15 protein-coding genes are annotated in these 12745 nt (G+C 34.0%); 6 read left to right on the top strand and 9 right to left on the bottom strand.

The window, feature by feature from the left end; all coding sequences use genetic code 11:
- Positions 1–71: 71 nt before the first annotated feature.
- Together DFQ03_RS08450 and DFQ03_RS08445 are read left to right on the top strand one after the other, a co-directional pair.
- Complete coding sequence (locus DFQ03_RS08450; protein ID WP_133672742.1) at positions 72–1070, top strand: NADP-dependent oxidoreductase; 999 nt, start codon at positions 72–74, stop codon at positions 1068–1070.
- A gap of 41 nt (positions 1071–1111) precedes the next feature.
- The gene (locus DFQ03_RS08445; protein ID WP_133672741.1) at positions 1112–1789 is read left to right on the top strand and encodes a type 1 glutamine amidotransferase domain-containing protein; all 678 of its coding nucleotides are present in this window, start codon (positions 1112–1114) and stop codon (positions 1787–1789) included.
- Between the two features lie 72 nt (positions 1790–1861).
- Here DFQ03_RS08445 and DFQ03_RS08440 read toward each other — a convergent pair whose 3' ends face one another.
- Positions 1862–2404: a dihydrofolate reductase family protein gene (locus DFQ03_RS08440; RefSeq protein WP_133672740.1), complete on the bottom strand. Its 543-nt coding sequence runs from the start codon at positions 2402–2404 to the stop codon at positions 1862–1864.
- Positions 2405–2548: 144 nt separating this feature from the next.
- On the opposite strand from DFQ03_RS08440, the gene DFQ03_RS08435 reads away from it, so the two are divergent.
- Complete coding sequence (locus tag DFQ03_RS08435; protein WP_133672739.1) at positions 2549–4075, top strand: tetratricopeptide repeat protein; 1527 nt, start codon at positions 2549–2551, stop codon at positions 4073–4075.
- A 67-nt stretch (positions 4076–4142) separates the two neighbouring features.
- Here DFQ03_RS08435 and DFQ03_RS08430 read toward each other — a convergent pair whose 3' ends face one another.
- The 6 genes from DFQ03_RS08430 to DFQ03_RS08415 form a co-directional block, all read right to left on the bottom strand.
- The gene (locus DFQ03_RS08430) at positions 4143–4817 is read right to left on the bottom strand and encodes an SCO family protein (RefSeq protein ID WP_133672738.1); all 675 of its coding nucleotides are present in this window, start codon (positions 4815–4817) and stop codon (positions 4143–4145) included.
- Positions 4814–5434, bottom strand: a complete 621-nt coding sequence (locus DFQ03_RS08425) for a toxin-antitoxin system YwqK family antitoxin (protein WP_133672737.1) — start codon at positions 5432–5434, stop codon at positions 4814–4816. Before DFQ03_RS08425 ends, DFQ03_RS08430 begins: the two co-directional genes overlap by 4 nt.
- Before the next feature lie 2 nt (positions 5435–5436).
- A complete protein-coding gene (locus DFQ03_RS08420; protein ID WP_133672736.1) occupies positions 5437–6231 on the bottom strand; it encodes a YHYH protein in 795 nt (264 codons plus the stop codon).
- Positions 6232–6430: 199 nt separating this feature from the next.
- A complete protein-coding gene (locus DFQ03_RS18795; protein ID WP_166637452.1) occupies positions 6431–6583 on the bottom strand; it encodes a hypothetical protein in 153 nt (50 codons plus the stop codon).
- Positions 6584–6586: 3 nt separating this feature from the next.
- Entirely contained in the window at positions 6587–6721 is a 135-nt protein-coding gene (locus tag DFQ03_RS19140) for a hypothetical protein (protein WP_262711557.1), read from the bottom strand.
- Positions 6722–6747: 26 nt separating this feature from the next.
- Positions 6748–7029, bottom strand: a complete 282-nt coding sequence (locus DFQ03_RS08415; protein ID WP_208295902.1) for an EF-hand domain-containing protein — start codon at positions 7027–7029, stop codon at positions 6748–6750.
- 189 nt (positions 7030–7218) lie between these two features.
- Between DFQ03_RS08415 and DFQ03_RS08410 the strand changes: the two genes are divergently transcribed.
- The 3 genes from DFQ03_RS08410 to DFQ03_RS08400 all read left to right on the top strand — a co-directional run bounded on the left by DFQ03_RS08410 (position 7219) and on the right by DFQ03_RS08400 (position 9702).
- On the top strand, positions 7219–8289 hold the full coding sequence (locus tag DFQ03_RS08410) for a sensor histidine kinase (RefSeq protein ID WP_133672735.1): 1071 nt from the start codon (positions 7219–7221) through the stop codon (positions 8287–8289).
- The gene (locus DFQ03_RS08405) at positions 8282–8956 is read left to right on the top strand and encodes a LytR/AlgR family response regulator transcription factor (RefSeq protein ID WP_133672734.1); all 675 of its coding nucleotides are present in this window, start codon (positions 8282–8284) and stop codon (positions 8954–8956) included. Before DFQ03_RS08410 ends, DFQ03_RS08405 begins: the two co-directional genes overlap by 8 nt.
- A 188-nt stretch (positions 8957–9144) precedes the next feature.
- Entirely contained in the window at positions 9145–9702 is a 558-nt protein-coding gene (locus DFQ03_RS08400; RefSeq protein WP_133672733.1) for a DUF4494 domain-containing protein, read from the top strand.
- Between the two features lie 73 nt (positions 9703–9775).
- Here the strand turns inward: DFQ03_RS08400 and DFQ03_RS08395 are convergent, their stop codons facing one another.
- Positions 9776–10333, bottom strand: coding sequence for a fasciclin domain-containing protein (locus DFQ03_RS08395; RefSeq protein WP_133672732.1), 558 nt, complete (start codon positions 10331–10333; stop codon positions 9776–9778).
- A 246-nt stretch (positions 10334–10579) separates the two neighbouring features.
- Positions 10580–12703, bottom strand: a complete 2124-nt coding sequence (locus DFQ03_RS08390) for a catalase (RefSeq protein ID WP_133672731.1) — start codon at positions 12701–12703, stop codon at positions 10580–10582.
- Positions 12704–12745: the final 42 nt, after the last annotated feature.

The raw sequence follows: 12745 nt of genomic DNA, 5'->3' as shown, positions 1-12745 counted from the left end.
TCAATACCTTATTTAATGAGGGTTGACCAAAATTTCAGCTAGAAATTATTATAAAAATTAAAACATAACTTATGAGCAAGTCAATTAATTTAAAACAACGTCCGGTAGGTACTCCTACCCTGTCCGATTTTGAATTTAAAGAGTTGGACAATGATTTAACCGTCTCTGAAGGTGAAGTCTTGTTAGAGGCAAAATATATATCGGTAGACCCTTATTTACGTGGTAGAATGAGCGATGCTAAATCTTACGTACCACCATTTAAAGTTGGTGAGCCAATCAGTTCGGGTATCGTAGCAGAAGTATTGGAATCTAAACATGAAGATTATAAGAAAGGGGAATTCGTATCCGGATTATTGGAATGGAAAGAACAACAAATTTCGAACGGAGAAGGCTTACAGAAAGTGGATAAAAGTAAGGCTCCTTTAAGTGCTTTTTTAGGTATAGTAGGTATGACCGGCTTAACAGCTTATTTAGGTCTTCATGAAATTGGAAAACCTAAAAAAGGTGAAACTCTAGTAGTATCTGGCGCAGCAGGTGCGGTTGGTAGTGTTGTAGGACAGATCGGGAAAATTCTCGAATTGAACGTTATAGGAATAGCCGGAACAGATGAAAAAATTGATATGCTAAAATTGGAATTCGGTTTTGATCACGGTATCAATTATAAAACTACTGACGATATGAAAGCGGCAATTGAAGAAGCTGCACCTAACGGAGTAGATATTTATTTTGATAATGTTGGCGGACCAATATCTGATGCCGTATTGTTCAACATAAATCAGTTTGCACGAATAATTATATGTGGAGCAATTTCAGTGTATAACAAAACCGAAATACCAATGGCGGTTGCCGTTCAACCTTTCTTGGTAAAGAACAGTGCATTGATGCAAGGGTTTATTGTAAGTAACTATGCCGACAAATTTCCACAGGCAATGAAACAATTATCTACATGGTTAGGTGAAGGTAAATTAACGTACAAAGAAACCATAGTAGAAGGATTTGAGAATACGCCACAAGCATTTTTGGATATGATGGATGGTAAAAATAAAGGAAAAATGATAGTTAAGGTCTAGTTTAAAGACCAACTATTAATCAATAACTAAAAACAAAAAACATGAAAATATTATTTGTATTAACGTCTCATGATGAATTAGGGAACACAGGAAAAAAAACAGGATTTTGGGTTGAGGAGTTTGCTGCTCCCTATTATGCCCTGTTAGACAAAGGAGCTACAATTACTGTAGCAACACCAAAAGGTGGTCAAGCACCGATTGACCCTAGTAGTGATACTGAGGACGCTCAAACAAAAGATACAAAGCGTTATAAAGAAGATAAAGCGGCACAAGATGTAATTGCGAACACAAAAGTACTTTCAGATTTAGATGCGAGTGATTTTGATGCGGTTTTCTACCCTGGTGGCCACGGTCCTTTATGGGATTTGGCTAATGATGTTACTTCTGTAAAGCTAATAGAAACATTTAACGAACAAGAAAAGCCTATCGCTTTTGTTTGTCATGCACCTGCAGCGCTTAAAAGAGTTTCTGGTACAGACGGTAATTCTTTGGTAAAAGGCAAAAAAGTTACCGGTTTTACCAATTCAGAGGAAGAAGCCGTTCAGTTAACGAATGTTGTTCCTTTCTTGGTAGAAGACATGTTACAGGAAAATGGAGGTATCTATTCTAAAAAAGAAGATTGGGCAGCATATGCGGTTCAAGATGGTAATTTAATTACAGGTCAAAATCCTGCATCATCTGAATTGGTGGCAGAGAAGTTATTGGCAGCACTGAAATAAGAAGTTTAGTTTGGTTGTTAGGTAATAGTCCAGAAAATCACTTGGTTTTCTGGACTATTTTGTTTTAAAATATTACGAATTATAATTTATAGAATACGTATTAAATACCAGTCCGCCATCATAAGATTCGGTGTCCGTGAGTACTAATTGATAACCAGATGTAGATTCCCCAAATAATCGTACACCAGCTCCTAAAATCAAGGGGTTGATTTTAACCTTAATGACGTCTATAAGTTGATTATCGAAAAGCCATCCGGCAAAAACGCCACCTCCGCATAAGTAAATATCTGTGGTTGAGTTTTGTTTCAGTTCTTTAATCTTGTCTAAGTCGTAATCAGAAATAATATGTACTTGATCACTTTTACTATCGAACTGTAAAGATTTAGAGAAAATATAATGCTGCATGTGCGCATACGCTGGCTGCCCAGGTTTTAATCCGTAGGCATATCCAAATTCATAGGTGTCTTTACCCATGATCGTAGTTTCAAATCCCTTTAAATCTGACATATATTTTGTGACCCCACTACCCTCACCTACAAATCCGCTGATATCACCATCGAGTCCACAGATAAATCCGTCAATAGAAATAGCTACGTAATAAACTATCTTGTTCATTGTTATTGTTTATTTCTTCATAATTTACAATATAGGTTTTATATTTTGATATTTTAGTTAGGTTAACTTATTGCATATTAATATATTAACTGTAACAAAATTAAAAATAAAACATCTTTACTGGCGAATGCTAATCGAAGAATCATGCGGTTTACTATATTATTCCTTTATCTTTTTTTTACCATTTTATTTTATGGACAAACTTCTTTGAAAGATATTAATTTTGACAATGGAATGTTTACTGTGGGATTTAAACATTATAATGCTATTGATAGTACAAGAACCTTTAGAGTACATAATGGCTTTAACAATCAATATATCAACAGACCTATTCCAATTAGTATTTGGTATCCCGCAACAATTGAAAAAAAATCAGACTCGTTAATTGTTTTAGATTATCTAAAAGTCTTAAAAGAAGAAGAAGAGTGGAAAAACTTACCAGATGAATTTTTATTGGATTGGTTTCCGTATTTATGGAATACACCAGAAAACAAATTGCATTTAATGGAAAATGTTAGCGCTTTTTCTAACGCTAAGTTTTTAAAGGGGAAATTTCCCGTCATTGTGTATGCACCTAGTTATCAAGCTTCATCAATAGAAAATTTTGCCATGTTCGAATATTTGGCTAGTAATGGTTTTGTCGTGATCTCTAGTCCTTCAAGAGGAACGGAGACCAGGTACCTAGAAGGTGGAACTACAAAGGATATGGAAACTCAATCTAGGGATGTGGAGTTTCTTTTAAAGGAAATAAATAAATATGAGAATATTGATGTGGAAAGAATAGCACTTATGGGTTTTAGCTTTGGCGGATTATCAAATGCTATAACGGTTATGAAAAATCAGCGTATAAAGGCTTTGGTTAGTTTAGATGGTACTGAAAGATATAATTATTCTGTTCTTGAAAAATCAGCTTATTTTAACTTAGATGATTTCAATGTTCCTTATATTCATTTTGCCCAAAAAGAAATTCCAAAAGAAGTATTGATTAGCGATAAAATTTCTGCAAATGTAAATTATGAGTATATATTATTTGACTCTTTGCGGTACAGTACTATTTACAGCTATAGATTTCACGATTTAACCCATTCCTATTTCAGTACTTTTGGTGTTTTGTTTACGAATAGAGATAAAAGACAGGATAAAAGTGATGATAAAATTATGGCTTCCTATAAATTATTATCCGAACATACTTTGAATTTTCTAGCTATGACTTTAAAAGATAAAAAAACAGGCACAGAGTTTATTGAAAACATCATAAAAGAAAATGGCTTTTCTGAAACGTTGGTTTCAAAAAAAAGTAAACCTGCTGAAATAAGAGAGTTCAATTATCAGGATTTTATTGATTTGGCACTTAACCAAGGTTATCAAGATTTAATTTCGTTATTTCAAAAAACTACTGTTATACATCCAAAGTTAGAACTTAAAGAAGGAATGCTCAACACTCTAGGTTTACGATTATCCTTTAATCCTAAAACAGCACAACAGGGCGTTAATGTTTTTTTATTAGCATTACATTTATATCCTAAATCAGCTAACTTATATGATAGTTTAGGCGAAGCTTATTTTTATAATAATGATTATAAAAGTGCTATTAATAGTTATAAGAAATCGTTGGAATTAAATCCTTCAAATCAAAACGCAATAGATAGATTAAAACAACTCCGTAAATAATTCCACCATCGGGGAACAATTAAGTTCATGCCTTCAAAATAAGCTAAACTTAGCCCGCCATGTATTTTTAACTCTTTTCTAGCAAAGCATCCACATCAGTTATCAATTGCGCTATTGAGGCACGGTTGAGTCCGTTGTAAATGCCACGTATGTGCCTGTTTTTATCAATAAGTAGAAAATTCTCTGTATGCAGAAAATCATTTATGTCCTTTGGAATTCCTAAGTCGTTTTCCACAAAATATTCATTTCTGCCTAAGTTGTAAATTTCAGTTTTATCGCCGGTAACCAAGTGCCATTTAGAATCAATAACTCCGTTCTTTTCAGCATATGTCTTCAATACAGAAACGGAATCGATTGACGGGGTTACGGAGTGCGATAAAATAGCAACCTCAGGGTTGTCTAAGAATGCCTCTTGTACCTTGGTCATATTATTTGTCATTTTAAGACAAATACCAGGGCAAGTAGTAAAAAAGAAATCAGTTATATAAATTTGGTTTTCGAAAGACTTCTGGGTCAATGTATCTCCTAACTGATCAACCAGCTTAAAATCAGGAATTTTGTGAAATTGTTTTTCTTCTTCAGTATTTGGGGTTAACCAATGTGGAGTAAAAGACTCATCATTATAATAAGGCAAGTACTCTACCCTACTAGTCTCATTAACCTGTATGTTCTCTTTTTTTACTGTCTGTTTGCAAGCAGAAAAAAGAATTAAGGTAGCTATATATAATATGGTCTTTTTCATAATGCTTCATTTTCTGATTTAACCACAACTTCATCTTCTAATTGGTAACAAGAATTTGCTCTTCGTAACCCGAATATACGTCCGTTTTTAGCTTCATAATTGACATATAATGTACCGTTTTGTAGCCAAGCTTTTTGTAGCCCCTCTTCCTTACCGTTGACCAATTGTCTTTCTTTCGCCAATTGACCGTTTGCATACCATTTTTTCTCTACACCATGCATCTTGCCATTAACATAATTGGCTTCTTGTGCTAATTGTCCGTTTTCCCACCAAGTTTTATAAGAACCTTCAAGGCGATTGTTTTTATAATGGTATTCAACGCGAAGTACTTCATTAGCTGACCATCTTTTGGCAACTCCTTCTCTCTTTCCATTTATAAAACCCACCTTTTCCGCCAAAGAACCATTTTCATGTAAGGTTAAAGCATAACCATCATAAGGTGAGTTTTTGTAATACCAAGTACCTTCTAATTGATTGAGTGTCAATTCTTCCTTAAATTTTGTTTCCTGTTTTATGGTCACAGGTTCTATTGTTTTGGCTTCAGTTTTGGGTGTAGTATTACAGCCCAGTTGTAAAACCAGAACAAACAAAATAATATGGAAGTTGAGGATTCTCATTTTTAATATCCTTGAAAAGGACCTGCAAATGCTAAATAAGATCCAGTGGTTGAATATACTTCGTTAATAATGTGATAGTGATATTCTTCTTCACCATCTGAATATTGAGTTATAGAAGTATGACCGCCGGAAGCGTCTAAATCCGTAGGATAATCTCCGGTAGCACTACATTTTCTTCCGTAGAGAAATACTCCGTCCAATAATATACCTACTAGGTTATCGTCATCATTGGTAAAAGCCTTTGGCTCTAGGTGATAATGATACACACCCGGACCAATATGTGCTCCTGTCCAATCTAAACTTGCCGCAGCTTGATCCAATGCGCCACCACCTTCTTGGTCGTTAAATAAAGAAGATCCGCTAACCGCAATACCAATGGTGCCTAATTCTGTTTGTACCGTACTACCTGTCAAATTTGGGGTAGCATCAACACGAATGGTTGTAGCATTGTTATTACTGGACATAATACTTGGTGTAAGGGCTACATCTGGCTCTTCTTTATAAAGAGAGTTTCCTTCTCCCCAATAAATTGTTTCATGATTAGGTAACCCCGTAGTTTCGATAACTACTTCAGAACCATCTAAATAAACAGTTACAGCATCTGAGTTAAAAGCAGCATAAGCGGCATGTAATTCTGTTACGACTTCTTCAGAATCATCGTCAGCGTCATCATTATTGGCAATGTCTTCCGTAATTTCATCATCAACACTATCACTACTACATGCGATTAAAGCAATGAATGATAATGCCAAAACAAATGACAATTGGGGAATTTTTTTTAGACTATTTTTTTTCATAATATTTAATTTGAGCTAAGTTTCTATTTATAATTAATACAATGCTAAGTACTTAACGCACACGAATATGTGCAAATCAGTAGATGAAGCGAAGTTTTCAGTGAATACCCTTTAATTTTCCGATACTACTAACTGGTGTGCCTTAGCTAGAACTTTTAAATGAATTATAAAGAGATGACATGTTAACTAACATAATGTTTCAATGGTCTTCGGTTATAGCGATTTCAATACGTTTTACTGCATTATCTTCAGATGCCTTTTCAAAATCTGGGTCGGCATTTTTACTTTGAATTGCCACAGTCGAATCTGTAGCTTCAAAATCAGTATCATATACTTTGGTAGTTATTTTCACTACCTATTCTGCAATTTCATTATCTGGATCGATATCAGAAATGTTATCATTATCTCTACAAGCCATAAAAGAAGGAATAATTAAGAAAAGCAATATTTTTTTAATTGGAAAAACAACTCTGATATTTTTATGGCTCATGTCTTAATTTTTAGAATTACATAAACTTAGTTTCTATTTCTTCCTTTTGGCTTTGGTGCTTTTTCGAATTCTTCTTCAGAAATGAACCCATCTTCATCGGTATCGATTTTAGAAAAATCATCTTTTAAAAGACCTTTAATTTCATCTTTAGATAGTAAACCGTCTTCATTTTTATCCATGTCTTCTATAAGCTTCGCATAAGTAGGCGGTTCTTTTCTTTCACCCTTAGATTGCGCACTTACGGTAACAGTACCAAAAGTTACTAACATGGCAAATAATAGCCCTTTTGTTAATGTATTACGTTTCATATTTTATTTTTAATGATTAATAATTTGTTTACAAAGGTGTACGAATCTTCAACACCAGATGCACGTTTTAAGTGACTGCCGTTTACTTTTAAGTGAATGGTTCTAAATAAACAACCAACAATTTATTTTGACCTTATTAACAACTCGTTATCGAAGGTTGTTTGAAATATTAATGCTTTTATTTGCATCATGAATAGACATAAGATTTTTATATTTCACGTAGCGTTATGGCTTCTTATCTGGGCAACGGCATGGATTTTCAGTGGTGGAGATTCTCAGTTTGCCGGTGAGAATTTTATGGCACTACTCTTTCAAATATTGGTTATTGCTATATTAATATACTATACCGTACCGCAACTTTTACTGAAGAAAAAGTATGTGGCATTTACTATAGTCTCAATAGTAATAATTCTCGTAATCACCTTAATTTTAACCAGAATAATACCAAATTCTATATTAGGTATTGAGGGAGAAATGGGAAGGTTGCCAAGACCTGGACCAAGACCCGGACCAAGATTTGAAGATGGTCAGTCACTATCAGGAAACCCCAGACCACCTTCGCGGTTTTTCATCAACGTATTATTAATTGCAATAGCTTATGTTATTGCGACATTGGCAGAAATATTTTTATTTGCCAAACGTAAAGAAGAAGAAATAATCATCAATAAAAATGTAGCATTACAGACAGAATTAAAGCTGTTGAAATCACAGATTAATCCACATTTTCTATTTAATGCGCTGAACAATATTTATGCCTTATCTGCCATAGATTCAGGTAGAACGCAAAAAAGCATTAGCTATTTATCAGACATGCTTCGCTATGTATTGTATGAATGTGAACAAGAAATTGTACCTCTTTACAAAGAGATAGATTATATAGAGAACTACATCAAACTGTTTTCTCTAAAAAGTAGCAAAACCTACCCTATTACTACTTCTTTTTCTATTGAAAATCAAAATGTTCAAATAGTACCCATGTTATTGATTCCTTTTTTGGAAAATGCCTTAAAGCATAGTAATATTGAAAAAATTACAGGTACGTTTATAAATTTGACTATCATTTCAACTACAGCAAGTATTGATTTTGAAATTGAGAATAGTAAACCAGAATTTAATGTTATAAAAGATGACGTAGGTGGTATTGGTATCGAGAATGTAAAAAAGCGATTGGCTATATTATATCCCAATCATCATGAATTAACCATAAATGAAACTTCACAGGCTTTTAAGGTAAATTTAAAACTTCAATTAAATGGCTAGTATCAATTGTATTGTTGTAGATGATGAAGAATTGGCAAGGGCGCTACTAAAAACGTACATCGAAAAATTAGATTTTTTGAATTTAGTTGGCGAAGCTGAAAACCCGCTAGAGGCATTACAATTAATGAAGGATCATCAAGTAGATCTTTTGTTTTTGGACATACAGATGCCAGAGGTCAAAGGAACCGATTTTGCCAAAATGATAGGTTCAAACACCAAGATAATTTTCACCACTGCATACTCTCAATATGCATTAGAAGGGTATGAATTAAATGCTGTCGATTATCTTTTAAAACCTATAACCTTCGAACGTTTTGTTACTGCCGTAAATAAGGTAAAAACCAATAAAATAGTAGAAAAGTCAGATTTTATTACTATAAAATCTGGCTATGATTTGCATAAGGTAAAGTTTGAAGATATTCAGTATATCGTAAGCGATAGTGAGTATGTTACTTTTCATATGGCTAATAAGAAAATCATAAGTAATCAACGTTTAAAAGCCTTAGAACAAGAGTTGCCAAGTGCTATGTTCATGAGAGTGCATAGATCATATATCGTAAATAAGAACAGCGTAACCGGCTTAAAAGGTAGAGATTTACTGCTGTCAGATGTTATAATACCCGTAAGCGATTCGTACTATGACCGCGTAAAAGATGAATTGTTTTAATTAATATTCTTTTCCATTTTTATACTATACAATTATTTAAAACTTCTAAAATTCACGAAGAACCTATAAGTATCTAATTTTAAGGAGACTATACTCACAACCATTAAATTGTGAATATCTATTGCGTTTTTTGGCTTTTCAAACAATGACTAAGAAGTATATTTAGCACCCCAAAATAAAAGGAAATTATGAGTGCAACTTGGTACGAGTGTAAAATAAAATATAGAAAGCTAGACGAAGCTTCAGGAATGTTAAAGGTAAAAACAGAGCCTTTTTTGGTTGATGCCATTTCTTATACCGAAGCCGAAAGTAGAATTACGGAAGAGATGTCAGTTTACTTAAGCGATACAGAAGAAATTAAAATCACCAATATTAAGGTCGCTAATTTTGCCGAGATTCATCCGTTCGAAAATTCAGACAGATGGTTTAAATCTAAGGTGTCATTAATTGCTTTCGATGAAGAAAGTGGAAAAGAACGTAAAACGAACATGTATTTGTTAATACAGGCGAATGACGTTAAAGAAGCTTACGATAATACTATTAGTGTAATGAAAGATACCATGGGCGAATACTCTGTGCCTTCAATAGCAGAATCTCCAATTATGGATGTTTTTCCATATTTTTCGGGAGAAGAAGATGATATGGAACGAGTAGAGAAATTCAATGTTTTAAAAGATTCAGTACCTGTTGATAATTCAATGGATGAAGCATTAGAATTAAGTGATGTTTTAAGTAGCGAAGAGTAATAGCTTTTTACATAAATAATTTAAAAAAGAGGACCCATTGGGTCCTCTTTTTTTATTCATAGAAGTTTAGAGTTTACTTCATTAAAAGCACGTCGTTAATTACATGAACGACTCCATTAGAAGCCTTTACATTTCCTAAAACGACTTCTGTTTTATTTCTTTTCTCATCTTTCAACGTAATTTTTTCCCCTTTCAAACTTGCAGTTAGTTCTTTACCACCAACTGTGGTAAAAGTATACTTACCATTTGCACCGTTAATAGCTTCTACTAATTTATCGCTAGTAATTACACCAGAAACAACATGATATTGTAAAATCTTAGTCAATAGCTCTTTATTATCTGGCTTACCCAATTCTGCAATAGACATGTTTTTAGGCAATTTTTCGAATGCATTATTTGATGGCGCAAATACGGTATAGCTACCAGGCTCAGATAACATCTTATCTAAATCGGCTGCTTTAACTGCAGAAACCAATGTTGATAGTTCTTGATTATTACTTGCTACTTCAGTAATACTAGTTGCCATCATTTCTTTTTGCTTAGCCTCTTCTTTCATTTTCATTTCCCTAGCTTTAACATTCGCTTCATCCATCGCCACTTTTTCTTCCATTGCTTTTTTATTAGCATCCATTTTTGCTTGATCTTTACATGAACTTAGAGCGAAAATCGCTATTGCAAAACATACTATACTTTTGATATTTCATAGTTTCATATTTTTGGTATTTACTCGTGTTTCGAGATTAATTATCAAGAGGTAAGCCTCCAGATTTGTATTTATTCTATAGAATAGACCTAATAGGCTTTATTAAAGGTCGCTAACGTAATTACGTACTAATTAATAAATAGTTTTAATTTTATACTTTGGGTACAATGCTAATTAAACAGGCACTTTATCGGAATGTTCTCTTCTATCCCAATTACGATGCTTTGCAATACTAGTTACAAAATTAGCAGCCGAATCGTTGACATGAACAGCCTTATCATCTTTGAATTTAGAAACGAATGAATGGTTTAAAACCTGTTCCCCTTCATCATCAACTGCAATTGCTTTACAGTACTTAAAAGTTTCATTAATGAATTTTATGTACTTTCCATTTTCAATCAAGGTTTCAATAGATTTTTTACCACCAGGTATATAAATGGCATCGAATAAAACACTTTCAGTAGTTGCAATAGAAGCATCTACTTTATGCTCCATACCTTGATCACATTTAATTGTACCACCATGTGGAGCAATTAACTTTATCATCGCACCTTCTTTTTCAAGTTTATCTTTAATTGGTTGAAAGTTGGTCATACTAAAACCATCAGCTACTAGAACAGCAATTTGCCTTGTAGCAATACTATCAAATCTTGTATTTGCCATACTTAAGGCTTCTGACTTATCTAAATAATTTTTCTTTTTCCCAGGTTGATGTTTATTAACATCTGCATCTGCACCAATTGCCTGGTTTATGGGATGTTCGATATCTTTCGGAATATCCATTCCTAGTCCGTTTGCTACAGTTTTTGCAAGTTCATCATCAATTTGTGCTATTAACCAAAGCATGCGTTGTTTGATATGATCATGATTGCATTTGCCAAGTTCAAAAGTATAGGCAGCTGCAACGTGCTCTTTTTCCCAATCGGCTAGGCTTCTGTAAAACAGTGCAGGTTGTGAGAAATGATCACTAAAGCTTTCGCTGCGTGTTCTAATTTTTTTGGCATCGATACGTTCTTCATAAGAATGAAATGCGCCTTCTGCCATTTTCGATAAATGTGGACAGCCACCACTTAGACTATTTGGAAAATATGCAGTTTGCCCTTTCGGAATAGACATCTGCATATGAGCATCACGTTGATTGTTATGAGTATCTACAACCGGACGATTAATTGGTATTTGATGAAAATTAGGACTCCCCAATCGTGATAATTGAGTGTCGCGATAAGAAAATAAGCGACCTTGTAATAATGGGTCATTTGTAAAATCGATGCCTGGTATTATATGTCCTGGTAAAAATGCAACCTGCTCCGTTTCAGCAAAAAAGTTTTCAGGATTCTTGTTCAACGTCATCTTACCAATAATTTTAACCGGTACCATTTCTTCAGGAATCAACTTCGTAGGATCTAATAAATCGAATTCATATTTATGCTCATCTTCTTCAGGCACGATTTGTACACCTAGCTCCCACTCTGGGTAATGACCAGCTTCAATGGCGTCCCATAAATCTCTACGATGAAAATCTGAATCTGCTCCATTAATTTTCACAGCTTCTTCCCAAGTGACGGAATGTACACCCAAGGTTGGTTTCCAATGAAATTTTACAAAGTGAGCTTCACCTTTATCATTTATCAATCTAAATGTATGAATTCCGAATCCTTCCATCATACGAAGACTTCTAGGTATTGCTCTGTCACTCATTGCCCAAATATGATTGTGTAAAGTTTCAGTCGTTAATGAAACGAAGTCATAAAAGGTGTCATGTGCAGAGGCTGCTTGCGGTATTTCTTTGTTTGGTTCAGGTTTTACAGCGTGTATTAAATCTGGGAATTTCATGGCGTCTTGTATGAAGAAAATGGGCATGTTGTTTCCTACAAGATCCCAAGTACCTTCCTGGGTATAAAATTTAACGGCAAAACCTCTAACATCTCTTGCCAAATCGGGAGACCCCTTAGATCCAGCAACCGTTGAAAAACGTACAAATACTGGAGTTTTACGTTTTGTATCTGTAAAAATACCTGCTTTACTATATTCTTCTATACTTTCATATAATTCGAAATATCCATGAGCAGCGCTACCGCGAGCATGTACTATTCGCTCTGGTATACGTTCATGGTCAAAATTTGTTATTTTTTCGCGCAACAGAAAATCTTCTAATAATGTAGAGCCACGTTCGCCAGATTTTAAACTATTATTGGTATCGTTGACTTTTAAACCCTGATTTGTTGTCAAAGCTTTACCGGTCATGTCTTTTTGCGACTTTTCTAAGTCCTTAATTTTTGTTGATTTATCATTTTTCATTGTGTAGGATGTTTCAATTGTTCCAATAAAATTATCGGTAAT

The sequence above is a fragment of the Maribacter caenipelagi genome (assembly GCF_004364175.1).
GTDB classification, from domain to species: Bacteria; Bacteroidota; Bacteroidia; order Flavobacteriales; family Flavobacteriaceae; genus Maribacter; species Maribacter caenipelagi.
Note: the sequence above shows the minus strand (reverse complement) of the source record. Positions and strands in the feature narration are given on the sequence as shown.